The organism is Bradyrhizobium sp. ERR14 (assembly GCF_014198235.1).
In the GTDB taxonomy this organism is placed as follows: domain Bacteria; phylum Pseudomonadota; class Alphaproteobacteria; order Rhizobiales; family Xanthobacteraceae; genus Bradyrhizobium.
The window spans coordinates 173,875-196,990 of the sequence record NZ_JACIHD010000003.1 but is presented as its reverse complement, the minus strand read 5'-3'; the positions used below and the strand labels follow the sequence as shown (position 1 = coordinate 196,990).

Here is a 23,116-nt window from a genome sequence, read left to right as displayed (position 1 = left end):
TCTTGAGGCCACGCGGACCTCAGGCCGCGCCTAACGGTTTCCGCCAAACAGCCGGTCCATCAGCCAGCCATCGAGCCCTGCCGCAGCCTCCGGCCGCGCATTGGCGCGCGTCGGCGGTGGGCGATAGCCGCCATTGCTCGCGGGTGCCGGCCCGGGCGCTGCCAACGTCGGCGGCGACACCTGCGAAGCCGCCTGCGCGAGGTTCGACAGGCCCCAGCCACCTTGTGTGCTCGGCAATGCCGCCACCGGCACACCCTCGTGCGCGGCGCGCATGAAGCGCGACCAGACTTCCACCGGCAGGCCGCCGCCGGTCGCCTTCTTGGTCGGCGAATTGTCGTCATTGCCGAGCCAGACGCCGGTGACGAGGCTTGCGGTGTAGCCGATGAACCAGGCGTCGCGGTAATCCTGGCTGGTGCCGGTCTTGCCGGCCGCGGGCCAGCCCGGGATCTCGGCCTTCTTGGCGGTGCCTGATATCAGCGTCTCGCGCATCATCGCGTTCATCATGCCGACATAGCGGGGGTCGATGACCTGATTGCGCTCCTCAGGCTGGCGCATGTAGAGCAGCTTGCCGCCCAGCGTCTTGATCCGCGTGACGACGTGCGGTGCCACCGCGAGACCGCCATTGGCGAAGGGCGCATAGGCGCCGACCAGCTCGACCACCGAGACTTCCGACGTGCCGAGCGCGATCGAGGCGTTCGGCTCGAGCTTGGAGGAGATTCCGAGCCGGTGCGCGGTGCGCACCACATTCTTCGGTCCGACCTCGAGGCCGAGGCGAATGGCGACGGTGTTGAGGGACATCGCCAGCGCCTGCGTCAGCGTCACCGCGCCGAAATATTCATGAGTGTAGTTCTCGGGTCGCCAGCCCTTGACCTCGATTGGCGCGTCCTGGCGCATCGTATCAGGCGTCAGGCCCTGCTCGAGCGCGGTCAGATAGACGAACGGCTTGAACGAGGAGCCCGGCTGGCGCTTTGCCGTCACAGCGCGGTTGTACTGGCTCTCGGAATAGTTCCGCCCGCCCACCATGGCGCGCACCGCACCATCCGGCGTCATCGCCACCAGCGCGCCCTGGCTGACATTGAACTTCACGCTCTTGGCCGCGAGCTCGTCGATGATGGCGGCTTCCGCCACGCTCTGCAGTTTCGGATCGATCGTGGTCTCGACCTTGATGCTCTCGTCGATCTGGCCGACCAGATCGTCCAGCACCTCGCCGATCCAGTCGGCGACGTAATTGACCGTCCCGGCGCCGACCGGTTTCACATTGTAGGAGGGATGGCCGATCGAGGCCTGCGCCTGCGCATCGGTGATGAACTTTGCATCCGCCATCGCCGCGAGCACGATTTGCGCGCGGGCTTCGGCGCCTTCGGGGTTGCGGTTCGGCGCGAGGCGCGAGGGCGATTTGACAAGACCGGCCAGCATCGCGGCCTCGGCAACCGTGACGTTCTTCGCCGACTTGCCGAAATATTTCTGCGCGGCGGCTTCGACGCCATAGGCGCCGGAGCCAAAATAGACGCGGTTGAGATAGAGTTCCAGGATCTCGTTCTTGGAATGCTTGCGCTCGAGCCAGATCGCAAGCTCCACCTCCTGCAGCTTGCGCTGCATGGTGCGCTCCTGGGTCAGGAACAGGTTCTTGGCGAGCTGCTGCGTCAGCGTCGAGCCGCCCTGCGAGACGCCGCGATGCATGACGTTGGTGACGAGGGCGCGCAGGATGCCGATCGGGTCGATGCCGAAATGCGAATAGAAGCGGCGGTCCTCGATGGCGATGAATGCCTTGGGCAGGTACGGCGGCAGGTCCTTCAGCGAGACATTGGCGCCGGCCATCTCTCCGCGTTGCGCCAGCATGCTGCCGTCGATGCCGACGATCTGGATCGTCGGCGGCCGCTTGGGGATCTCCAGCGACTGGATCGGCGGCAGATGGGCGCCGACATAGATCACGACGCCGATCACGGCGATCGCGCCCCACAGGCCGAGCACCGCGCCCCAATAGACCAGGCGGCCGATGCTGGCGCCGATGCGCGACTTGGTGCGCCGCTTGGCACCGCTGCGGCTGGCCGGCGCCTTCCGTTCGCGCGGCGGCTCGTCACCGGAATCCTCGCTCTTGCGCTTGGCGGATGATTTCGTTGATTTCTTCGGCTTGTCGTCGCCGCCGGGGATGCGGTCCGCAGGGGTCAGGCGCAGATCGGCGAGCGCCGCGGGCAAGCCGAACAGCGGCTCCTTCCGCCCACCCTTTTTCTTTCCCCACGCCATACGCAAAAACGCCCGGTCAGCCCGCCCCGCCGCACGCTAGCGGTCGCTGTTTAAGGCCCGGTTACCCCGGCGTTAACGCGTGATTAGGAGGTGCGGCATTCGCTCGCCGCAGTTCCGCTGGTTGCGTGCCGGAGCTAGGATCGCCGGCACAAAACACGAGGAAACACGCAGAGGAAGCACGCATGGGCCATATCGATCCGACCAAGGAGATTTTCGCGCAATTCCGGGAGAACGACCGTCCAGGGCCGATCCAGATGCTCAACCTGGTACGTCTGCGCAAGGAGGCGGCCTATCCGGATGGCCGCAAGGCAAGCGGCGCCGAAGCCTACGCGGCCTATGGCCGCGAGAGCGGCCCGGTGTTCGAACGCCTCGGCGGCCGCATCATCTGGCAGGGCAGATTCGAGCTGATGCTGATCGGCCCGCAGGACGAGCGCTGGGACCATTGCTTCATCGCCGAATATCCTGATGTCGGAGCCTTCGTCGAGATGATCCGCGATCCCGTCTACCGCGAGGCGGTCAAGCATCGCCAGGCCGCAGTGGAGGACTCGCGGCTGATCCGGCACGCCGTGCTGCCGATCGGGAAGAATTTTGGGGAGATACCGGAGTAGCTCGTAGGGTGGGTAAAGCCCCGGGGTGCGCGAATGCGCATCCCGGGGCGTACCCACGACTTTCGTCGCGATTGTGGAGAGATGGTGGGCACGGCGCTCGCGCGCCTTTGCCCACCCTACGAAGTTGCGTGTGCAGCTAACCCGCCGGACCCGCATCCTCCAGGATCGGGCCGAACAGCTCCCAGCGCTCGCCGTTGAACTTCATCATCTGAAGCTGCTTGTTGACGCGGTAGTCGGTCGCCGAGGTGTTGGCCTTGATGCCGGGCAGCGCGGTGTCGCCGATGAAGTCCTTCAGCGAGGCGGCCTGCTTCATGACATTCTCGCGCGTCAGGTTGTCGCCGCACTGCTTCAGCACGTGCACCAGCAGCTGGGCGGTGCCGTAGCCATAGGTGTTGAAGCTCGAATCCTTGTCGCCGTCAGGATAGTACTTCGCCATGAAGTCGAAATATTTCTTCATGCCGGCATCGTCCTTCCAGGCCGGATCGAGCGGATCCTTGCCGTAGTTGACGCTGATCACGCCCTTGGATGCCTCCAGGCCCGCCGGCTTCATCACCGCGCCGACCGAGGTGGCGTTGATGTCGACGATCTGCACCGGATGCCAGCCCATCTCCGCGATCTTCTTGATCGCCTGCGCGGCCTGCTTCGGCGTGGTCGCGCTGAAGAACAGGTCGGCGCCGGCATCCTTGATCTTGAGAATCTGCGAATCGACGGTCGGATCGGAGACCTCGTAGGAGGCTTCCGTCACGATCATCTTGCCAGCCTTGTCGCCGAGGCCGGCCTTGATGCCGTTCAGATAGTCCTTGCCGAGATCGTCGTTCTGATAAAGCACGCCGATCTTGGCGTTCGGATGCTCCTTGAGGACGTACTGGCCGTAGATGCGGCCCTCGACGAAATAGTTCGGGTTGTAGCCCATGGTCCAAGGGAAGTTCTTGGGATCGGTGAACTTCGAGGCGCCGGTGGCGGCGAACAGCTGCGGCACCTTCTTGGAGTTGAGATATTTCTGCACCGCTGCGTTCGAGGGCGTGCCGACGATCTGGAAGGTCAGCAGCACCTCGTCGCTCTCGACGAGCTTGCGCACCTGCTCCACCGCCTTCGGCGGCGAATAGGCGTCGTCATACTGGATCAGGTTGATCTTGCGACCGTTGATGCCGCCCTGGTCGTTGATCATCTTGAAATAGGCGGCCTGCGTCTTGCCGATCGTGGCATAGGCCGATGCCGGCCCCGAGAACGGCACAGTCTGTCCGACCTTGATCTCGGTGTCGCTGGCGCCCGGATCATATTTCTTCTGGGCATTGGCCGCAGAGATCGACAGCGCCAGGGTCAGCGCCGTAGCCGCGGCCAGATGCAGCATTCCATTCCTCATTCGCAATTCCCTCAGTTGTTATTGCCGATGATCTCTCGGCGCGCGCTTGCGCATCCGATGCCATCGCTGAGGGCGAGTGTGGAGGAACGATTGTTGCGACGCAAGGTGGGCGTTCGTAGGGTGGGTTAGCCTTGCGGGCTGCGCGAAGTGCAGTCCGCTGGGCGTAACCCACCCTACGAGATCGGGACTAGCCCGACGGTCCCGTGTCCTCGATGATCGGTCCGAACAGCTCCCAGCGTTCGCCGTTGAACTTCATCATCTGCATCTGCTTGTTGACGCGGAAGTCGTTCGGCCCGGTGTTGATCTTGATGCCGGGCAGCGCGAAGCTCGGCGTGAAGTCCTTGATGTTGGCGACCTGCTTCATGATGTTCTCACGCGTCAGATCGTCGCCGCATTGCTTCAGGACCTGCACCAGCAGTTCCGCCACCGAATAGGCGTAGGTGTTGACGGTGTTGAGCTTGTCGCCTTCCGGGAAATACTTGTCCATGAAAGCGAAGAAGGCCTTCACGCCGGGATCGTCCTTCCACTGCGGATCGCTGGGCTCCTTGCCATATTGGGTCGAGATGATGCCCTTGGAGATGTCGAGGCCGGCCGGCTTCAGCGTTGCCGAGATCGGGCTCGCATTGATGTCGAGGATGTGCACCGGCGTCCAGCCGAGGTCGGCGAGCTTCTTGATCGCCTGTGCCGCGAATTTCGGCGTCGAGGCATCGAAGAAAACGTCGACGCCCATCGACTTCAGCTTGACCACCTGGGAATCGACCGTTGGGTCGGTGACTTCGTAGGACACCTCGCCGACGATCATGCTGGCGGCTTTGTCGCCGAGGCCGCTCTTGAGGCCCGCGAGATAGTCGCGGCCCATGTCGTCGTTCTGGTAGAGCACGCCGATCTTGGCGTTCGGATGCTCCTTGAGAATGTATTTGGCGTAGATGCGTCCCTCGGACACGTAGTTGGGATTGTAGGCGATGGTCCAGGGATAGTTCTGCGGATCGTTGAAGCGGGCCGCGCCGGTCGAAGCCAGCAACTGCGGCACCTTCTTGCCGTTGAGATATTTTTGCACGGCGGCGTTGGCCGCGGTGCCGATCAGCTGGAAGGTGAACAGCACCTCGTCGCCCTCGACGAGCTTGCGCACCTGCTCCACCGTCTTCGGCGGCGAATAGGCGTCATCATACTGGATCAGATTGATCTTGCGGCCGTTGATGCCGCCCTGATCGTTGATCATCTTGAAGTAGGCGGCCTGGGTCTTGCCGATATTGGCGTAGACGGAGTAGGCGCCGGAGAACGGCACGGTCTGGCCGATCTTGATCTCGGTGTCGGTCGCCCCGGTGTCGTATTTCTTCTGGGCGAAGGCTTGGCTTACGAAGGCTTGGTTCGCGGAGAACGCGAAGGCGAGCGCTGTCGTGGCAGCTAAGAAGGCTCTGCGATTGGTCATGTTGGTTGTTCCTCCTGACGGAATTTTCGGCCGATGGTCTTTTCCCGTCGATTGCAACGGTCGCCATCGCTGCCGAAGATTGTGGAGGAAGGTTCGTCGCCGCGCAAGGATCGCGGCGCTGCGCCGTAGCGTCTCAGGCCGAGGAGTCCGTGGTCAGGCGTCTCAGGCCAGGAACAACGCGACCAGCGCGACCGCCGCCGGCAGCGCCTGCACCATCAGGATGCGGCTGCTGACGGTCGCGGCGCCATAGGCGCCGGCCACGATCACGCAAAGCAGGAAGAACGCCTTGATCTGGAATGCGAAGGCCGGGTTGCCGTGGACCAGACCCCAGATCAGGCCGGCGGCGAGGAAGCCGTTATAGAGGCCCTGATTGGCGGCCAGCACCTTCGTGATCTCGGCCTTCTCCGGCGTGTTGCGAAACACCTTCAGGCCCTGCGGCTTGTCCCAGAGGAACATCTCCAGGATCAGGAAAAAGACGTGCAGTGCGGCGACCAGCGCCACCAGGATATTGGCGATCAGGATCAAGTTGAGCTCCCCCAGCGTCAGCTTTCGGGTGGACGATAGCACGGCCGGCATGGCAAGTGCGACGGCATGTTTCGATGCTATGGTGCCACCATGCCCGGGCGATCAACCAAACGGTCTGCAAGCTTCGGCCTCGATCGCCTGGTGACGCCGATCGGGATTGCTCTGCTCGTCACCGATGCCGAGGGTGCGCTACGCGCACTGGACTGGGAAGACTATGAGCATCGCATGCGCGAGCTCTTGCGCTTGCACTACGGTGCGGTCGATCTCAGCGACCGGCCTGCGCCTGGGTCCATACGGACGGCGCTATCGGGGTACTTCGAAGGCGATCTCGGTCAGCTCTCGGCCATCGCATGGCGTATCGCCGGCACGCCGTTTCAGCAGAAGGTCTGGAACGCGCTGGCTCACATCCCCGCCGGCACCACGATGAGCTACGGCGCGCTGGCCGCAAAGATCGATGTGCCAAAAGCCATTCGTGCCGTCGGTCATGCCAACGGCTCCAATCCGATCAGCGTGGTGCTGCCCTGCCACCGCTTGATCGGCGCCGACGGTTCGCTGGTGAAATACGGCGGCGGGCTCGAGCGCAAGCGCTGGCTGCTGCGGCATGAGGGAGTGCAGGTCTGAAAGTCCATTTGAGAATGGATTGAGCGGACCGCGCCTGTGGCCGCACCTGCCTCATGGACGCTGCCTGCCGTAACGAATCCGTCAGACTTTCGACGTCATCACTTTCTGCACTATTTTCCAGGTCCCGTTCACCTTCAAGCATGACAACAGGTCCGTGAAGGAGCGCGGCGGAATGCGCAGTTTGACTTTCAAGAGCGCGAGCTCGCTTTCAACGTCTATTGATAGAATCTGATCTTCTCGCTCGAAGCCCAGTTGCTTCGGAGCTTTCGTGTTGCGGACCACTGCCAGCCAGGATGCAATCGGCGTCACGCCCAATTTGCCGTCTTCGGCCACCTTCGTCACGGAACTCGAGGGGTGAAATATGGATGCAAACTTCTCAGCATCCATTTCATAGGCAGCGTCGAAATAGGTCTGCGCAAGCGAGCGCAAGGCGGGAACGTCCGTATCCATTGTCATCCTCAAAGCTCTTGCACCGGACTCATTCATGCGGTCCGGCCAGATGTGCCGAGCGTCGACCTGCCCCGCGCGCAGCAGTGCAGTTCGTCTCCCGTGCTCGCGCAAAACCTACGGCGAGGTGACTTATGAGACTAGGTGTCTTGAATGGCATGGGCTCATGAGCGATATTCATGATGATGACAGACGAAATGAACGACCTCGCCGCGTTTGCAATCGTGGCCCGCGAACGAAGCTTTACACGCGCCGCGATAAAGCTGGGCGTGTCTCAGTCTGCCTTGAGCCATACGATCCGGAGGCTTGAGGAACGGCTCGAACTGAAGCTGCTCGCTCGAACGACCAAGAGCGTTGCACCGACCGCTGCGGGAGCGGCTCTCCTGGAGGATCTGTCTCCGGCCCTTGAGCAAATCCGTCATGCCCTCGACAAGGCCCGAAGCATTCGGCGCCGGCCCGAAGGCCGCCTTCGAATTGTGATGTCGCGATCGGCTGCGGTGATGGTACTGTTACCGCGGCTCAGAGCTTTCGCTGAGGCCTACCCCGACATCGTTCTGGACGTCGTCACCGTCACTGGCCCAGTGGACCTCGTTGCAGGCGAGTTCGATGCCGGTATTCAGCTTGGCGAGTACATTCAAAAGGACATGATCGCGGTTCGTGTCACGCCCGAACTGCGATTGGCGGTCATAGGGTCGCCACGCTATTTCGCTTCACGACGCATCCCCGAAAAGCCGAGGGACCTGAGCGATCATCGGTGCATTACCCTGCGTCTTGCAGGTGGTCCATATCGGTGGGAGTTTGAGCAAGGACGAAAGTCGGTCACGATCAACGTGAATGGCCCGCTCATCATTGACGACACTCACCTGGTGATTCAGGCGGCGCTCGCCGGAGTTGGTATCGGGCTCGCCTATGAAGAGCAGGTCGCCGAACATATTGCGAAGCGCCGCCTTATTCGCGTGCTGGAGGATTGGACGCCGCCAATTCCCGGCTTCTTCATGTATTATCCCAGTCGTCAGCATCAACCAGCCGCGCTGTCTGCGCTCGTGAACGCGCTGCGACGCTCTGAGCAAAAGTCGGCGCGATGATAGTCAGGGGGCAGGGCCCATTAGCCGCGAGCGCGGAGTGACGAAGGAAGGTCACGCCGCCGGCTGGACCGCCTTGTCGCCGGCCATCACACGGGTCAGCGCGCTCTTGATCGCGGCCTGGCGGGTCGGCGCGCTGATCTGCGCACCCAGGAGGTCGGTGACGTAGAACACGTCGCGGGCGCGCTCGCCGAAGGTCGCGACATGGGCCGAGGCGATGTTGAGGTTGAGCTTCGAGATCGCGGTGGTCAGCTCGTAGAGCAGGCCGGGCCGGTCGAGGCCGGAGACCTCGATCACGGTGTAGCGGTCGGACCATTGGTTGTTGATGGTCACCTCAGGCTCGATCACGAAGGGCCGTGCCTTGCTGCGCACCGTGCGCCGCGCCACCACTTCAGGCAGGCGCAGCTTGCCTTCCAGCACGTCCTCGATCATCTCGCCGATGCGTGTGGCGCGCCGTCCCTCGTCCTCGTCGCGGTCGTATTCGCGCGAGATCGAGATGGTGTCGAGCGCGCGCCCGTCGGTCGTGGTATAGATCTGGGCATCGACGATGTTGGCGCCAGCCGAGGCGCAGGCGCCGGCGATAATCGAGAGCAGCCACGGATGGTCGGCCGCGAAGATCGTCAGCTCGGTGACGCCGCGGACCTCGTCGAAGCCGACATTGATCGCGAGCTTATGGCCGGCCTGTTCGCTGGAGCGGACGAAGCGGGCGTGGCGAATTTTTCGTGGCAGCTCGACCTTGAGCCAGTAGGCCGGATAGTGCCGGCCGATATAGGCATCGAGCTCCTCCGCCGGCCATTCGGCGAAGGCATTTCGGAATTCAGCGTAGGCGGCGGTGAGGCGCTTGCCGCGGTCGACCTCCGAGAAGCCGCCGGTCAGCACCGGCTCGGTCTCGTAGTACAGCGAGCGCAAGAGTTGCGCCTTCCAGCCGTTCCACACCCCGGGACCGACACCACGGATGTCAGCGGTGGTCAGGATCGTCAGCAACTTCATCTGCTCGACCGACTGCACCACGGCGGCGAAATTCTCGATGGTCTTGCGATCCGAGAGGTCGCGCGACTGCGCGACCGTGGACATCGTCAGATGCTCCTCGATCAGCCAGGCGATGAGCTCGGTGTCGGCCGGGCTGAACCCAAGCCGCGGGCACAGCCGCCGCGCCACCTTGGCGCCGGCGATCGAGTGGTCCTCCGGCCGGCCCTTAGCGACGTCGTGCAGCAGCGTTGCGATGTAGATCACCGACCGGTGCTCGGGCCGGGACTTGCGCATCAGGTCGCTGGCCAAAGCGAATTCCTCGATGCCGCCGCGCTCGATGTCCTGGAGGAAGCCGATGCAGCGGATCAGGTGCTCGTCGACGGTGTAGTGATGATACATGTTGAACTGCATCATCGAGACGATCTTGCCGAAGGCACGGATGAACTGGCCCAGCACGCCGGTCTCGTTCATCCGCCGCAGCACGATCTCGGCGTTGTCGGAGGTCAGGATCTCCATGAACAGCCGGTTGGCCTCGGGATTCTCGCGCATCTGCGCGTTGATCAGGCCGAGCGATCGCGTCACGTCGCGCATCGCATCCGGATGGAAGGCGAGGTTGTTCTTCTGCGCGAGGCGGAAGATGCGGATCAGATTGACCGGGTCGTGCTTGAACACGTCGGGTGCGGCAACGTTGATGCGGTTGTTGTCGACGATGAAGTCGTCGCTGTCGGGGACGCGCCGCTTCGCGGCGGTCGGCCGCAGCCGCGCCATCATCCGGCTCAGGACCGGCGCGGGCTTGGCCTGCTGGTCCTCGAGCTTGGCGCAGAGGATGGCGGTGAGGTTGCCGACTTCCTTGGCGACCAGGAAGTAGTGCTTCATGAAGCGCTCGACATCCTGCATGCCGGGATGCGAGGTGTAGCCGAGCCGCACCGCGATCTCGCGCTGGAGGTCGAAGGAGAGACGCTCTTCGGCGCGGCCGGAGTAGAAATGCAGATTGCAGCGCACCGACCAGAGGAAATCGGCGCAGCGGCGGAAGCTGCGGTATTCCTGCGCATCGAACACGCCGCGCTCGACCAGCTCGCCGGTGTCGCGGACGCGGTAGACGTATTTGGCGATCCAGAACAGCGTGTGCAGGTCGCGCAAGGCGCCCTTGCCGTCCTTGACGTTGGGCTCGACCAGATAGCGCGACTGGCCGCCGCGGCGGTGCCGCTCTTCGCGCTCGGCGAGCTTGGCTGTGACGAATTCCGATGCGGTGCCCTGCACGACCTCCTTGTCGAAGCGCGCGACCAGCTCCTCATAGAGCGGCTTGTCGCCGGTGAGGAAGCGCGTCTCCAGGATCGCGGTGCGGATGGTCATGTCGCCGCGCGCCTGCCGGATCGACTCGTCCACCGATCGCGTGGCGTGGCCGACTTTCAGCCCCATGTCCCAGAGGCAATAAAGGATAGCTTCGGCGACCTGCTCGCCCCAGGCGGTCTGCTTGTAGGGCAGGATGAACAACAGGTCGATGTCGGATTCGGGCGCCATCAGGCCGCGGCCGTAGCCGCCGGTCGCGACCACCGCCATGCGCTCGGCTCCGCTCGGGATCGGCGAGCGGTAGAGATGGCGGGTCGCCGCCGAATACAGGATGCGGATGATCTCGTCCTGCACGTGACAGAGCCGCTCGGCGCAGCGACGGCCGTGGCGGTCCTTCAGAAGGATTTCCTGTGCCGCGGCACGTGCCGCGATCAGCTCGGCCTTGAGCAATTGCGCCATTGCCGTGCGGAACGCGTCCTCGCGTCCCTGGTGCTTTTCGGCAAGCGCATCGACCGCGGCGGTGATCCGCGCAGTGTCGAAACGATCGTCCACCTCGGCCTTGTGCTCAGTCGCGACGCTGTCCATGTCCCACCGGATATAAGAGGTGACAGGCGCTGTCACCCGCCATTCTCTGGCAATAGTCGTTCCATGCTGGAAAGGCGCGGCTTTGGGCAAATCTGTTCTCGGCCGGTGCGCTTTCGAGGGGCGGATTTTCTCGTTGACCTCTAGATATAACTCATTGAAAAACAATGAAGTTTTGGAGGAGGCTGGGCATGACCGGAATTACACGACGCATTCTGTTGGCGGGAGCGGTTGCGCTCGCCGTGACCCCCGCGGCCAAGGCGGCCGATCCGCTCAAGGAAATCCGCATCGATTGGGCGACCTACAATCCGGTGTCGATGGTTCTGAAGCAGAAGGGGCTCCTTGAGAAGGAGTTCGCCAAGGACGGCATCACCGTCACCTGGGTGCAGTCGGCCGGCTCCAACAAGGCGCTCGAATTCCTCAATGCCGGCTCGATCGATTTCGGCTCGACCGCGGGTTCGGCGGCGCTGGTCGCCCGCATCAACGGCAACCCGATCAAGTCGATCTATGTCTATTCGCGCCCTGAGTGGACGGCGCTGGTGACATCGAAGGATTCCAAGATTGCCGGCGTCGCAGACCTCAAGGGCAAGCGCGTCGCGGTGACGCGCGGCACCGATCCGCACATCTTCCTGGTGCGTGCGCTGTTAGGGGCGGGCCTCACCGAAAAGGACATCACCCCGGTGCTGCTCCAGCACGCCGACGGCAAGACCGCGCTGATCCGCGGCGACGTCGATGCTTGGGCCGGCCTCGATCCGATGATGGCGCAGGCCGAGGTCGAGGAGGGCGCAAAGCTGTTCTACCGCAAGGCCGAAGCCAACACCTGGGGCATCCTCAATGTGCGCGAGCAGTTTTTGAAGGACTATCCCGACGCTGCCCGCCGCGTCCTCGCCGTGTACGAAGAGGCGCGCAAATATTCGCTGGCCAATTACGACGAGCTGAAGAAGACCTTCATCGCGGTCACAAAACTCCCCGAGGCCGTCGTCGACAAGCAGCTCAAGGAGCGCACCGAGCTCACCCACAGCCGCATCGGCGCGCCCCAGCGCGAGTCGATCCTCGCCGCCGGCCTCGCCCTGCAGCAGGCCGGTGTCGTCGATGCCAAGGTCGACATGAAGGCGACGCTGGATGCGTTGATCGACGATCAGGTCCCGCTGCCGACGAATTGATCTTCTCTTACCCTCCCCTGGAGGGGGAGGGTCGATCGCGCGTAGCGCGAGCGGGGCGGGATGATCTCTCCTCTCGGGCAGTCCCGTGAGGAGAGATCACCCCACCCCGCTGTGCATTTCGCTTCGCTGCATGCCCACGACCCTCCCCCTCCAGGGGAGGGTAAGAGGCACCCTTGCATTCCCCGACCGGACGCGCTTGCTAATGGCCATGATCTCCGACGCGCCAGCCTTGCAACAATCCTCGGAACCCGCCGAAAGCGCCGCCGCGCCCTCGCGCATGGCGCGCTATGCGCGGCCGATGCTGGGGCTGCTGCTGCCGCTCGCGCTCGCGCTTGGCTGGGAGCTCGTGGTGTGGCTCGGCTGGTCCAACGGCCGGCTGGTGCCGCCGCCTTCGCGCGTCTTTGGCACCATCGCCGAACTTGCCCGCTCCGGCGAACTGGTCCGCCACGTCATAGCGACGCTGTGGCGCGTCGGGCTCGGCTTCGCCTTCGGCGTGATCGCAGGCACGATGTTGGGGGCCGTCTCCGGTTACTGGTCGCTGGCGCGCCGGCTGCTCGATCCGACCGTGCAGGCGCTGCGGGCGATTCCCTCGCTCGCCTGGGTGCCCCTGTTCATCCTCTGGCTCGGCATCTTCGAGACCTCGAAGGTCGCGCTGATCGCGGTCGGCGTGTTCTTTCCGGTCTATCTCGGCGTGATGGGCGCGATCCTCTCGGTGGATCGCAAGATCGTCGAGGTCGGCCGCACCTTTCGCCTCTCCGGCTTCGCCATGATCCGCCGCATCCTGCTGCCGGCGGTGCTGCCGGCCTACGTGGTTTCCCTGCGCGTCGGCCTCGGCCTCGGCTGGATGTTCGTGGTCGCGGCCGAGCTGATCGGCGCCTCCGAAGGCCTCGGCTATCTCCTGCTCGACGGCCAGCAGCTCGGCAAGCCCGCGCAGATCCTCGCCGCCATCGTGATCTTCGCCATCCTCGGCAAGCTCACGGACTGGTTGATCGAGGTCGCGGCCGCGCCGTTCCTGCGCTGGCAGGATGCCTTCGGGCGCGCGAAGGGAGCTTGAGGCAATGCTGGCGCTCGACCGGGTCAGCAAGACCTATCCCAACGGCGTGCAGGCGCTTTCACGCTTCTCCGCCGAAATCAGGCTGGGCGAGATCATCGCCATCATCGGCGGCTCCGGCTGTGGCAAATCCACGCTGCTGCGTGCCATCGCCGGCCTCGATCGCGCCAGCGCTGGCACGGTGACGCTCGACAACGAGGCGATCGTCTCGCCGCATGCCAAGATCGGCATCATCTTCCAGGAGCCGCGGCTGCTGCCCTGGCTCAGCGTCGCCGACAATATCGGTTTTGGACTCGCCGATCTGCCCGCGGCCGAGCGCCGCGACAAGGTCGCCCGTGCGCTCGAACGCGTCGGGCTGGCGGAAAAGGCGCAGGCCTGGCCGCGCGAGCTCTCCGGCGGACAGGCGCAGCGGGTTGCGATCGCACGCGCGCTGGTGCCGCAGCCGGAGGTGCTGCTGCTCGACGAGCCGTTCTCCGCGCTCGATGCCTTCACCCGCAGGGATCTCCAGGATCATCTGCTCGACCTCTGGGCGGACACGCGGCCGACCCTCATCCTCGTCACACACGACGTCGACGAGGCCGTGGTGCTGGCCGACCGCGTGCTGGTGATGCGGCCGCGGCCGGGCCGGTTGTTCGACCAGATCGAGATCAATCTCGGCCGGCCGCGCGACCGCAATTCGCCGCTGTTCGAGAATTTCAAGCGAAGTGTGCTGACGTCACTCGACCGTTCGCTCGACCGCAACGTGCCCGACCGTGACGCAACCCAGGGTCCCGGTCAGGCCATGTGGTGGTGACAATTTCGCTCTGAACCGGTACATCGAGTGGCAATTTTCCGGGAGAGAACGAAAATGGACGCTGCAGAGCTGCGCCAGATGCAGGCTCCGATCAAGGAGCGCTACAAGACCGATCCCAAGACCGCACTGATCACGCTGAAGGCCAAGGGCTCCACCGACAGCGAAGGCATCGCCTGCAAGGTCGAGACCGGCCGCGCCATCGCGCTTGCCGGCCTGCATCCGGCGACCGGCGGTTCCGGCCTCGAGCTTTGCTCCGGGGACATGTTGCTCGAGGCGCTCGTCGCCTGTGCCGGGGTCACGTTGAAGTCGGTCGCGACTGCGATCGAGGTGCCGCTCAAGACCGGCAACGTCTATGCCGAGGGCGATCTCGATTTCCGCGGCACGCTCGGCGTCGACAAGGAGACCCCGGTCGGCTTCGCCGAGATCCGTCTGCGCTTCGAGGTCGATACATCGGCGCCGCAGGACAAGCTCGATCTCCTGCTCAAGCTGACCGAGCGATATTGCGTGGTCTATCAGACCATCAAGAACGGCCCGAAGGTGTCGGTGTCGATGCAGCGGATGTGAGTCTCTTAGCCTCCCCTGGAGGGGGAGGGTCGATCGCGCATAGCGCGAGCGGGGTGGGGTGATCTCTCCACTCGGGCACCATCGCCGTTGAGAGACTGTCACCCCACCCCGTCTCATATTTCGCTGCGCCCAATATGAGCCGACCCTCCCCCTCCAGGGGAGGGTAAGAAGCCAAAAATGTCCCCCGATCTCCACTTCTTCCTCTTCCTTCTCCTGCGCATGGCGATCGCGGCGGCGTTCGTCGTGACGGCCTCGATCATCACGGAGCGCGCGGGGCCGGTGATCGGCGCGCTGGTCGCGACCCTGCCGATCTCGGCCGGTCCCTCCTACGTCTTCCTCGCGCTCGACCACGATGCCGCCTTCATCGCGCAGGGTTCGCTGGCGAGCCTTCCGATCAATGCGGCGACGATCTTCATGTGCCTCGCTTATGTCGTGTTGGCGCAGCGGCATAGTTTTGCGGTGAGTTGTGGAAGCGCGGTTGCCGTCTGGATCGTGCTGGCCTCGATCTTCCGCCAGTTCGACTGGTCGCTCACCGCCGGGCTCGCCGCCAATCTGATCGCCTTCGGCATCTGCATTCCGCTCCTGGCGGGCTATCGCCATGTGAAGATGCCTCTGGTCACGCGTCGCTGGTACGACGTGCCGATGCGGGCTGCGCTGGTCGCGACCCTGGTCGCCATCGTGGTCTCGACTTCGGGCTGGGTGGGACCCCGCATCAGCGGCATTATCGCGCTGTATCCCGTGGTGTTCTCCAGCATCATGGTGATCCTGCATCCGCGCATCGGCGGTCCGCCGACCGCGGCGGTGCTCGCCAACTCCGCCTGGGGCCTGCTCGGATTCGGCACGGCGATTGCCGTCTTGCACGTTGCGGTGGAGTCGTTCGGCTCGGCCGTTGGTCTGTGTCTCGCGCTCGGCACCTGCATCGCCTGGAATCTGACGCTGTGGGGAATCGGCCGGCGAACGATGCACAAGGCGCGGCAAGGACCGTGAGACTACGGACACGCGCGACACCGCGTCGCGAAAGACATGTTGGAGACGGCATCTCATGCCGACGGGCAACGCGGCATCTTCCCAAGCCATTGAATGAGAAATGTCATTTCAAGTCGCAGGGGGCGCGGGTGGCGGCTCTCGACGCCCGCCGGATCGTTCCCCCGTTCTGCTGGTTTCCGACAATTCTATTAGAACTTTGTTCGAGCTTTTCCCGTACGAATAATTTCGCGTACCCGCTTCCGCCGTCGTCGGCGTGAACTCGTCCGAGCTGCATCCGAGTGCAGGGACTCGCGGGAATTGTCGATTTGAATACGGCTGGGCTGCCGCAGCGGTCACTTCCCTTACGGGCTGTCCACGTTATTTCGAGATGGAGATTGTTTGATGTTCGGTCGCAAGTCCCACAGCGATGCACAAGGGCGGCTCGACGCCATAGGCCGTTCGCAGGCCATGATCGAATTCAATCTCGATGGCTCGATCGTCACGGCCAACCAGAATTTTCTCGACGCCCTCGGCTATCGGCTTGACGAGATTCAGGGCAAGCATCACTCCATGTTCGTGCCGGCCGACCAGCGCGATACCGCCGAGTACAAGGCGTTCTGGGCTGCATTGAACCGTGGCGAGTATCAGGCGCGCGAGTTCAAGCGGATCGCGAAGGGTGGCCGCGAGGTCTGGATCGAAGCATCCTACAATCCGGTGCTCGACGGCAACGGCAAGACGGTGATGGTCGCCAAGATCGCGACCGACATCACGGCGAAGAAGATCCGGAGCATGACGGATGCATCGAAGATCGCCGCGATCAGCCGTGCCCAGGCCGTCATCGAATTCAAGCTCGACGGGACCGTCGTCAGCGCCAACGAGAATTTCTGCAAGACGCTCGGCTATTCGCTGGCCGAGATCGAGGGCAAGCATCACAGCCTGTTCATGCCGCAGGCCGACCGCGACGGCGCGGCCTATCGCGAGTTCTGGGCTGCACTCAACCGCGGTGAATACCAGGCCGGCGAGTTCAAGCGCATCGGCAAGGGCGGCAGGGAAGTGTGGATCCTCGCCTCCTACAACCCGCTGCTTGACGAGAACGGCAAACCTTACGGCGTCGTCAAATTCGCAACGGACGTCACCGCGGAGAAGCTGAAGAACGCCGATCTCGCCGGCCAGATCGCGGCGATCGACAAGGCCCAGGCCGTGATCGAATTCAACATGGACGGCACGATCATCGCCGCCAACGCCAACTTCCTCGGCGCGCTCGGCTACTCGCTGGCCGAGATCAAGGGCAAGCACCACAGCATGTTTGTCGAGCCCACGGAGCGCGACGGCGCGGCCTATCGCGAGTTCTGGGCCGCCCTCAACCGCGGTCAGTACCAGGCGGCCGAATACAAGCGCATCGGCAAGGGCGGCAAGGAGGTCTACATCCAGGCCTCCTACAACCCGATCCTCGATCTCAACGGCAAGCCGTTCAAGGTCGTGAAATATGCCACCGACACCACGCGTCAGGTGCTGGTCCGCATGGGCAACGAGCGCGTGCGCGGCATGATGGAATCGGTCGCCGCCGGTTCGGAAGAGCTGAACGCTTCGGTGCGGGAGATCTCCGAGGCGATGACCAAGTCCCGCGAGACCGCGATGAGCGCGGTGGAGCAGGTCGCCTCCGCCGATGCTCAGGCCCAGCGCCTCACCGAGGCGGCGCAGTCGATGAGCGGGATCGTCGAGATGATCAACAGCATCACCGGACAGATCAACCTGCTCGCGCTCAACGCCACGATCGAATCCGCACGGGCCGGCGAAGCCGGCCGCGGCTTTGCGGTGGTCGCCTCCGAAGTGAAGAGCCTCGCCAATCAGGCCAAGCAGGCCACCGACAAGATCGGCCAGGAGATCGGCAGCCTCAACGGCATCTCCGGCGACGTCGTCAGCGCGCTCGGCTCGATCAAGCAGGCGATCAACAATGTCAGCGAATACGTGACATCGACCGCCGCTGCCGTCGAGGAGCAGAGCACGGTGACGAACGAGATGTCGACCAGCATGCAGCGCGCGGCTGCGGAGGCGGCTGCGATCGCGGCGCGGGCGTAGCGCTCAGCGCATGGAATCGTAGGGTGGGCAAAGAGCGCGCGCTCCGCGCGCCGTGCCCACCATCTCTTCCCGATCTCGTCCAAAACGCGGTGGGCACGCTTCCGCCGTCGCTCTTCGAGCTATGGCGGACAAGTCGCTTTGCCCACCCTACGGCACTGTCACTGCTTCGGCAGCTTCGCCTTCAACGCATACAACGCATCCAGCGCCTCGCGTGGTGACATCTCGTCCGGATGCAGCGCCTTCACGGCCTCCATCAGCAGTTCGGCCTCGCTCGGCGGCGCGGCTTCGGCCGCCGCGCGTGAGGGCACGGCGAACAGAGGCAGATCGTCCACCAGCGCGCGTGCGGTCTGGCCGCGATCCTGCGCCTCCAGCTTGGACAGCACGGATTTTGCACGCGTGATCACGGCCGGCGGCAGGCCGGCGAGCTTGGCCACCTGGATGCCGTAGGAACGATCGGCCGAGCCCGGCAGCACCTCGTGCAGGAACACGACGTTGCCCTGCCACTCCTTCACCCGCACCGTGGCGTTGAACATCCGCGGCAGTTTTGCGGAGAGCGCGGTCAGCTCGTGATAATGCGTGGCGAATAGCGTGCGGCAGCGATTGCTTTCGTGCAGATGCTCGATCGCGGCCCAGGCAATCGAGAGACCATCGAAGGTCGCGGTGCCGCGGCCGATCTCGTCGAGGATCACGAGCGAGCGTTCGCCGGCCTGGTTCAGGATCGCCGCGGTCTCGACCATCTCCACCATGAAGGTGGAGCGGCCGCGGGCGAGATCGTCTGCGGCGCCGACGCGCGAGAACAGCCGGTCGATGATGCCGATCCGCGCGCGCGTGGCCGGCACGAAGCTGCCGATCTGGGCAAGAAGGGCAATCAGCGCGTTCTGACGCAGGAAGGTCGATTTACCGGCCATGTTGGGACCGGTGAGCAGCCAGAGCTGGCCGGACTTTTGCGCCGGGCTTGGGGAGAGGTCGCAGGCATTGGCGATGAACGGCTCGCCATTGCGCTTCAGCGCCTGCTCCACCACGGGATGGCGGCCGGCCTCGATCGCAAAGCCGAGGGAATCGTCCACGTCCGGCCGCACATAATTGTCGTCGACCGCGAGCTTTGCCAGTGATGTCGCAACGTCGAGCAAGGCGAAGGCGTGCGCGGCGGCGCGCAGATCGTCGCTGATGGTCATGGCCTTGGCTGACAGCCGCTCGAAAATCTCGAGCTCGAGGCCGAGCGCGCGATCGCCGGCATTGGCGATCTTGGCTTCGATCTCGCCCAACTCGGAGGTGGTGAAGCGCACCTGCCCCGCCAGCGTCTGGCGATGGATGAAAGTCGCGTTCAGCGGCGCCGACATCAGCTTGTCGCCGTGCTGCGCAGTGACCTCGACGAAATAGCCGAGCACGTTGTTGTGCCGGATCTTCAGGCCTTTCACGGATGTCGTGTCGGCGTAGCGCGCCTGCATCGAGGCGACGACGAGACGCGAGGCGTCGCGCAGGTTTCGGGCTTCGTCGAGCGCCGGCTCATAGCCCTGTCGAACGAAGCCGCCATCGCGCTTGATCAGCGGCAGCTGCTCGTCGAGCGCGCTGGCGAATTCGGCCGCGAGCTCGCGCGAGGGACGCTGCAAGGCCGCCATCACCGCGGCGATTTCCTGCGGCGGCTGATCGAGCTCGCCAAGCCGCGCCAGCACCTGGTCGGCGGCGATGATGCCGTCGCGCAGACCTGCGAGGTCGCGCGGGCCGCCGCGGCCGACTGACAGACGCGCCAGCGCGCGCGACATGTCGGGCGCGCCGCGCAGGATGCTGCGGATGTCTTCGCGCGCAGCAGAATCGGCGACAAAGACGCTCACCGCATCGAGCCGGCGCGCGATCGCCGGCGCATCCGTCAGCGGCGCGGCCAGGCGTTGGGCAAGCAGGCGCGAGCCCGCCGAGGTCACCGTGCAGTCGATCGCATCGAGCAGCGAGCCACGGCGTTCGCCCGCGAGCGTCCGGGTCAGCTCGAGATTGGCGCGTGTCGCCGGGTCGATCGCCATGGTCGCGCCGGAAGCTTCGCGCGCGGGCGGCGACAGCGGCGGATGCTTGCCGACCTGGGTGCGGTCGACATAGGTGACGGCGGCTGCTGCTGCCGTGGCCTCCAGCCGCGTCAGCTGCGTCAGCCCGTCCATGGTCGCGACGGCAAAGTAGTCGCACAGGCGCTTTTCGGCGGTGGCGCCGTCGAAGACGTCGCGCGTCAGCGGCGTCACGGCCGGCAGCTCGCGCAAGGTCTGTCCGAGCTCGCTGTCGTTATAGAGCGCGTCGGTGACGATGGCCTCGTTCGGGTTGATGCGCGCCAGCGTTGCGGCGAGCTCGCCGCCCGAGCACTCCATCACGGTGAACTCGGCGGTCGAGATGTCGATCCAGGCGAGGCCGAAGCGGTCGCCGCCGCCGGAGGCGCGGGCGCGCGCGATCGCGAGCAGATAATTGTTGGCGCGCGCATCGAGCAGCGTGTCCTCGGTCAGCGTGCCAGGCGTCACCAGCCGCACCACGCCGCGGCGGACCACGCTCTTGTTGCCGCGTGCCTTGGCGGCAGCAGGATCTTCGGTCTGCTCGCACACCGCGACGCGGTGGCCGGCCGAGATCAGCCGATGCAGATAATCCTCGGAACGCTCGACCGGCACGCCGCACATCGGGATGTCGGCGCCCTGGTGCTTGCCGCGCTTGGTCAAGACGATGCCGAGCGTCCTGGAGGCGATCTCGGCATCCTCGAAGAACAATTCGTAGAAATCGCCCATCCGGTAGAACAGCAGCAGGCCCTGATGCGCCGCCTTGATCTCCAGGTACTGTTCCATCATCGGCGTGACGCGCGCGACGGCTTCCGTTGGCGAAGCGGGCGCTTCGTCGGGGGGCGGTACTTGTATCGGCTGTTGCATGGTCATGGGCGGCGCAACCTACAAAATTTCGCCCCCTGCTCCTATCGCTTTGGCCGGAAGGAGCGGGTTTTCCACGTTGTCCGCATTGCGGCATGCGTGGCCGGCGTGCGGCCCCCTCGGAACACGCGTGTATCAGTCAATTGACCTGCTGCGGGCGCCCTCCTAAAACTCCGGCGTCATTGAAGAATTTGGGCCGAACCGCGGCATTCAGGGAGAACAACGATGCGTGACGTCTTTATCTGCGATGCCGTGCGGACCCCGATCGGCCGCTTCGGCGGCTCGCTCGCCAAGGTCCGTGCCGACGATCTCGCCGCAGCGCCGATCAAGGCACTGATGGCCAAGCACCCCAATCTCGACTGGGCGCAGGTGGACGAAGTCTTCTTCGGCTGTGCCAACCAGGCCGGCGAGGACAACCGCAACGTCGCCCGCATGGCGCTTCTGCTCGCAGGCCTGCCGGACTCGGTTCCCGGCCAGACGCTCAACCGGCTCTGCGCCTCGGGCCTCGATGCGGTTGGTGCCGCCGGCCGCGCCATCCGCTCCGGCGAGATCGAGCTCGCCATTGCCGGCGGCGTCGAATCCATGACGCGCGCGCCCTTCGTGATGGGCAAGGCGCAGGAGGCCTTCTCGCGTTCGGCCGAAATCTTCGATACCACGATCGGCTGGCGTTTCATCAATCCGCTGCTCAAGGCTCAGTATGGCGTCGACGCCATGCCGGAGACCGGCGAGAACGTCGCCGAGGAATTCCAGGTCTCGCGCGCCGACCAGGACGCCTTCGCCATCCGCTCGCAGCAGCGCGCCGGCAAGGCGATCGCGGCGGGCTATTTCGCCGAGGAAATCGTCCCGATCACCATTCCCGGCGGCAAGGCGGGTCCCATCACCGTCGACAAGGACGAGCATCCGCGCCCCGAAACCACGCTCGAAGGTCTCGCAAAACTGAAGCCGATCGTGCGCAATCCCGGCACGGTGACCGCCGGCAATGCTTCCGGCGTCAATGACGGCGCGGCCGCGATGATCCTGGCCTCGGAAGCTGCGGTGAAGAAGCATGGTCTCACGCCCCGCGCGCGCATCCTCGGCCTTGCCTCGGCCGGCGTGCCGCCGCGCATCATGGGCATTGGTCCCGTGCCCGCGACCCGCAAGCTGATGGAGCGGCTCGGCAAGAAGATCAGCGATTTCGACCTGATCGAGCTCAACGAGGCCTTCGCCTCGCAAGGCATCGCCTGCATGCGCCAGCTCGGCGTTGCCGACGACGCCGATTTCGTCAATCCGCATGGCGGCGCGATCGCGCTCGGCCATCCCCTCGGCATGAGCGGCGCGCGCCTCGCGCTCACCGCCGTCCACGGCATGGAGAAGCGCGGCGGCAAGCTCGCGCTCGCCACCATGTGCGTCGGCGTCGGCCAGGGCGTCGCGGTCGCGATCGAGAAGCTGAACTGACGGTCCACGCAGTGGACCGTCATCCCGGAGCCGCTCGTTAGAGCGGAACTCGAGGTTCCGGGTTCAGCCCTGTCGGGCTGCCCCGGAATGACGGGCGATCGGGAGGCGGGCATGATCATCGAGCGCGAGCAGGACGTCACGGCCGCGGCACTGGCGGTGATGGAGCGGACTTCCGATCCGCGGATGCGCCAGATCATGATTTCCCTGGTCAAGCATTTGCACGGCTTCGTGCGCGACGTCCGCCTGACCGAGAAGGAGTTTCGCGATGCCACCGCTGTCATCGCCGAGCTCGGCAAGCTGACCACCGACACGCACAACGAAGTGGTGCTGATGGCGGGCTCGCTCGGCGTCTCGCCGCTGGTCTGCCTGCTCAACAACGGCGATCAGGGCAATACCGAAACCGATCAGTCACTGCTCGGGCCGTTCTGGCGGTTGAACTCGCCGCGGGTCGAGAATGGCGGATCGATCGTCCGCTCCGAGACCCCGGGCGCGCCGCTGTTCGTGAACGGCCGCGTCGTGGACAAGGACGGTCGTCCGGTCGTCGGCGCCGAGGTCGATGTCTGGCACGCCTCTCCGGTCGGCCTCTACGAGAACCAGGATCCTGACCAGGCCGACATGAACCTGCGTGGCAAGTTCACGACCGACCAGGATGGGCGCTTCTCCTTCCGTTCGGTGATGATGGTCGGCTATCCCATTCCGACGGACGGCGTGGTCGGCCGCCTGCTGGAGGCGCAGAGCCGCCATCCCTACCGCCCCGCGCATCTGCATGCCCTGATCTTCAAGCCGGGCTTCAAGGTCCTGATCTCGCAGGTCTACGATCCCAACGATCCCCATATCGACAGCGACGTGCAGTTCGGCGTGACGCAGGCGCTGATCGGCAAGTTCCTGCGCCATGACGCGCCACATCCGACCGAACGCGAGGTTGCGACGCCCTGGTATTCGCTCGACCACGTCTACCGGCTCGAAGTCGGGGAAGCCGTACTGCCGCGTCCGCCGATCAAATAGGGCTCAAACCCGC

Annotated in this window: 18 protein-coding genes; 11 read left to right on the top strand and 7 right to left on the bottom strand. The window is 64.6% G+C overall.

Annotated features, from left to right (window positions below; translation table 11 throughout):
* Nucleotides 1–30 precede the first annotated feature (30 nt).
* On the bottom strand, nucleotides 31–2,244 hold the full coding sequence (locus GGD62_RS10740) for a transglycosylase domain-containing protein (protein ID WP_183708407.1): 2,214 nt from the start codon (nucleotides 2,242–2,244) through the stop codon (nucleotides 31–33).
* 182 nt (nucleotides 2,245–2,426) lie between these two features.
* On the opposite strand from GGD62_RS10740, the gene GGD62_RS10735 reads away from it, so the two are divergent.
* Nucleotides 2,427–2,852: a DUF1330 domain-containing protein gene (locus GGD62_RS10735; protein WP_018319523.1), complete on the top strand. Its 426-nt coding sequence runs from the start codon at nucleotides 2,427–2,429 to the stop codon at nucleotides 2,850–2,852.
* A gap of 136 nt (nucleotides 2,853–2,988) precedes the next feature.
* On the opposite strand, the gene GGD62_RS10730 is transcribed toward GGD62_RS10735, so the two are convergent.
* The 3 genes from GGD62_RS10730 to GGD62_RS10720 form a co-directional block, all read right to left on the bottom strand.
* On the bottom strand, nucleotides 2,989–4,215 hold the full coding sequence (locus tag GGD62_RS10730) for an ABC transporter substrate-binding protein (protein WP_183708406.1): 1,227 nt from the start codon (nucleotides 4,213–4,215) through the stop codon (nucleotides 2,989–2,991).
* 187 nt (nucleotides 4,216–4,402) lie between these two features.
* Nucleotides 4,403–5,644, bottom strand: coding sequence for an ABC transporter substrate-binding protein (locus GGD62_RS10725; RefSeq protein ID WP_038970676.1), 1,242 nt, complete (start codon nucleotides 5,642–5,644; stop codon nucleotides 4,403–4,405).
* A 162-nt stretch (nucleotides 5,645–5,806) separates the two neighbouring features.
* Nucleotides 5,807–6,220, bottom strand: coding sequence for a DUF1304 domain-containing protein (locus tag GGD62_RS10720; protein ID WP_018319526.1), 414 nt, complete (start codon nucleotides 6,218–6,220; stop codon nucleotides 5,807–5,809).
* Between the two features lie 39 nt (nucleotides 6,221–6,259).
* Between GGD62_RS10720 and GGD62_RS10715 the strand changes: the two genes are divergently transcribed.
* Nucleotides 6,260–6,790 (top strand): methylated-DNA--[protein]-cysteine S-methyltransferase, encoded by a 531-nt coding sequence (locus tag GGD62_RS10715; RefSeq protein ID WP_183708405.1) that lies wholly within the window; start codon nucleotides 6,260–6,262, stop codon nucleotides 6,788–6,790.
* Nucleotides 6,791–6,871: 81 nt separating this feature from the next.
* On the opposite strand, the gene GGD62_RS10710 is transcribed toward GGD62_RS10715, so the two are convergent.
* Nucleotides 6,872–7,240: a nuclear transport factor 2 family protein gene (locus GGD62_RS10710; protein ID WP_026202199.1), complete on the bottom strand. Its 369-nt coding sequence runs from the start codon at nucleotides 7,238–7,240 to the stop codon at nucleotides 6,872–6,874.
* 179 nt (nucleotides 7,241–7,419) lie between these two features.
* Here GGD62_RS10710 and GGD62_RS10705 point away from each other — a divergent pair, with 179 nt between their 5' ends.
* A complete protein-coding gene (locus GGD62_RS10705) occupies nucleotides 7,420–8,322 on the top strand; it encodes a LysR family transcriptional regulator (protein ID WP_409333942.1) in 903 nt (300 codons plus the stop codon).
* A 51-nt stretch (nucleotides 8,323–8,373) separates the two neighbouring features.
* Here the strand turns inward: GGD62_RS10705 and GGD62_RS10700 are convergent, their stop codons facing one another.
* A complete protein-coding gene (locus tag GGD62_RS10700; RefSeq protein WP_183708771.1) occupies nucleotides 8,374–11,163 on the bottom strand; it encodes a [protein-PII] uridylyltransferase in 2,790 nt (929 codons plus the stop codon).
* A gap of 188 nt (nucleotides 11,164–11,351) precedes the next feature.
* Here GGD62_RS10700 and GGD62_RS10695 point away from each other — a divergent pair, with 188 nt between their 5' ends.
* The 6 genes from GGD62_RS10695 (at nucleotide 11,352) to GGD62_RS10670 (ending at nucleotide 17,776) form a co-directional block, all read left to right on the top strand.
* Nucleotides 11,352–12,323 (top strand): aliphatic sulfonate ABC transporter substrate-binding protein, encoded by a 972-nt coding sequence (locus GGD62_RS10695; RefSeq protein ID WP_183708403.1) that lies wholly within the window; start codon nucleotides 11,352–11,354, stop codon nucleotides 12,321–12,323.
* Between the two features lie 208 nt (nucleotides 12,324–12,531).
* Entirely contained in the window at nucleotides 12,532–13,377 is an 846-nt protein-coding gene (locus tag GGD62_RS10690) for an ABC transporter permease (RefSeq protein ID WP_183708769.1), read from the top strand.
* Nucleotides 13,378–13,381: 4 nt separating this feature from the next.
* Complete coding sequence (locus tag GGD62_RS10685) at nucleotides 13,382–14,167, top strand: ABC transporter ATP-binding protein (RefSeq protein ID WP_179732870.1); 786 nt, start codon at nucleotides 13,382–13,384, stop codon at nucleotides 14,165–14,167.
* A gap of 54 nt (nucleotides 14,168–14,221) precedes the next feature.
* Complete coding sequence (locus GGD62_RS10680; protein WP_028139616.1) at nucleotides 14,222–14,731, top strand: OsmC family protein; 510 nt, start codon at nucleotides 14,222–14,224, stop codon at nucleotides 14,729–14,731.
* 177 nt (nucleotides 14,732–14,908) lie between these two features.
* Nucleotides 14,909–15,718 carry a hypothetical protein gene (locus GGD62_RS10675; protein ID WP_183708401.1) on the top strand — a complete coding sequence of 270 codons (810 nt, stop codon included), beginning with the start codon at nucleotides 14,909–14,911 and terminating at the stop codon, nucleotides 15,716–15,718.
* Nucleotides 15,719–16,099: 381 nt separating this feature from the next.
* Nucleotides 16,100–17,776 carry a PAS domain-containing methyl-accepting chemotaxis protein gene (locus GGD62_RS10670; protein WP_183708399.1) on the top strand — a complete coding sequence of 559 codons (1,677 nt, stop codon included), beginning with the start codon at nucleotides 16,100–16,102 and terminating at the stop codon, nucleotides 17,774–17,776.
* A gap of 158 nt (nucleotides 17,777–17,934) precedes the next feature.
* Here the strand turns inward: GGD62_RS10670 and mutS are convergent, their stop codons facing one another.
* Nucleotides 17,935–20,673, bottom strand: coding sequence for a DNA mismatch repair protein MutS (mutS, locus tag GGD62_RS10665; RefSeq protein WP_183708397.1), 2,739 nt, complete (start codon nucleotides 20,671–20,673; stop codon nucleotides 17,935–17,937).
* 216 nt (nucleotides 20,674–20,889) lie between these two features.
* Here mutS and pcaF point away from each other — a divergent pair, with 216 nt between their 5' ends.
* Both pcaF and GGD62_RS10655 read left to right on the top strand, forming a co-directional pair.
* Nucleotides 20,890–22,098: a 3-oxoadipyl-CoA thiolase gene (gene pcaF / locus GGD62_RS10660; RefSeq protein WP_179732876.1), complete on the top strand. Its 1,209-nt coding sequence runs from the start codon at nucleotides 20,890–20,892 to the stop codon at nucleotides 22,096–22,098.
* A 111-nt stretch (nucleotides 22,099–22,209) separates the two neighbouring features.
* Nucleotides 22,210–23,103, top strand: a complete 894-nt coding sequence (locus GGD62_RS10655; protein ID WP_183708395.1) for a dioxygenase — start codon at nucleotides 22,210–22,212, stop codon at nucleotides 23,101–23,103.
* Nucleotides 23,104–23,116 lie beyond the last annotated feature (13 nt).

Bases quoted from the DNA above. Each gene is read 5' to 3' on its own strand.
- GGD62_RS10685 (WP_179732870.1), top strand. From the start codon at position 13,382: ATGCTGGCGCTCGACCGGGTCAGCAAGACCTATCCCAACGGCGTGCAG.
- mutS (WP_183708397.1), bottom strand. From the start codon at position 20,673: ATGACCATGCAACAGCCGATACAAGTACCGCCCCCCGACGAAGCGCCC.
- GGD62_RS10695 (WP_183708403.1), top strand. From the start codon at position 11,352: ATGACCGGAATTACACGACGCATTCTGTTGGCGGGAGCGGTTGCGCTC.
- GGD62_RS10675 (WP_183708401.1), top strand. From the start codon at position 14,909: ATGTCCCCCGATCTCCACTTCTTCCTCTTCCTTCTCCTGCGCATGGCG.
- GGD62_RS10730 (WP_183708406.1), bottom strand. From the start codon at position 4,215: ATGAGGAATGGAATGCTGCATCTGGCCGCGGCTACGGCGCTGACCCTG.
- GGD62_RS10720 (WP_018319526.1), bottom strand. From the start codon at position 6,220: ATGCCGGCCGTGCTATCGTCCACCCGAAAGCTGACGCTGGGGGAGCTC.
- GGD62_RS10740 (WP_183708407.1), bottom strand. From the start codon at position 2,244: ATGGCGTGGGGAAAGAAAAAGGGTGGGCGGAAGGAGCCGCTGTTCGGC.
- GGD62_RS10710 (WP_026202199.1), bottom strand. From the start codon at position 7,240: ATGGATACGGACGTTCCCGCCTTGCGCTCGCTTGCGCAGACCTATTTC.
- GGD62_RS10725 (WP_038970676.1), bottom strand. From the start codon at position 5,644: ATGACCAATCGCAGAGCCTTCTTAGCTGCCACGACAGCGCTCGCCTTC.
- GGD62_RS10690 (WP_183708769.1), top strand. From the start codon at position 12,532: ATGATCTCCGACGCGCCAGCCTTGCAACAATCCTCGGAACCCGCCGAA.
- GGD62_RS10705 (WP_409333942.1), top strand. From the start codon at position 7,420: ATGATGACAGACGAAATGAACGACCTCGCCGCGTTTGCAATCGTGGCC.
- GGD62_RS10655 (WP_183708395.1), top strand. From the start codon at position 22,210: ATGATCATCGAGCGCGAGCAGGACGTCACGGCCGCGGCACTGGCGGTG.
- GGD62_RS10700 (WP_183708771.1), bottom strand. From the start codon at position 11,163: ATGGACAGCGTCGCGACTGAGCACAAGGCCGAGGTGGACGATCGTTTC.
- GGD62_RS10715 (WP_183708405.1), top strand. From the start codon at position 6,260: ATGCCCGGGCGATCAACCAAACGGTCTGCAAGCTTCGGCCTCGATCGC.
- GGD62_RS10680 (WP_028139616.1), top strand. From the start codon at position 14,222: ATGGACGCTGCAGAGCTGCGCCAGATGCAGGCTCCGATCAAGGAGCGC.
- pcaF (WP_179732876.1), top strand. From the start codon at position 20,890: ATGCGTGACGTCTTTATCTGCGATGCCGTGCGGACCCCGATCGGCCGC.
- GGD62_RS10670 (WP_183708399.1), top strand. From the start codon at position 16,100: ATGTTCGGTCGCAAGTCCCACAGCGATGCACAAGGGCGGCTCGACGCC.
- GGD62_RS10735 (WP_018319523.1), top strand. From the start codon at position 2,427: ATGGGCCATATCGATCCGACCAAGGAGATTTTCGCGCAATTCCGGGAG.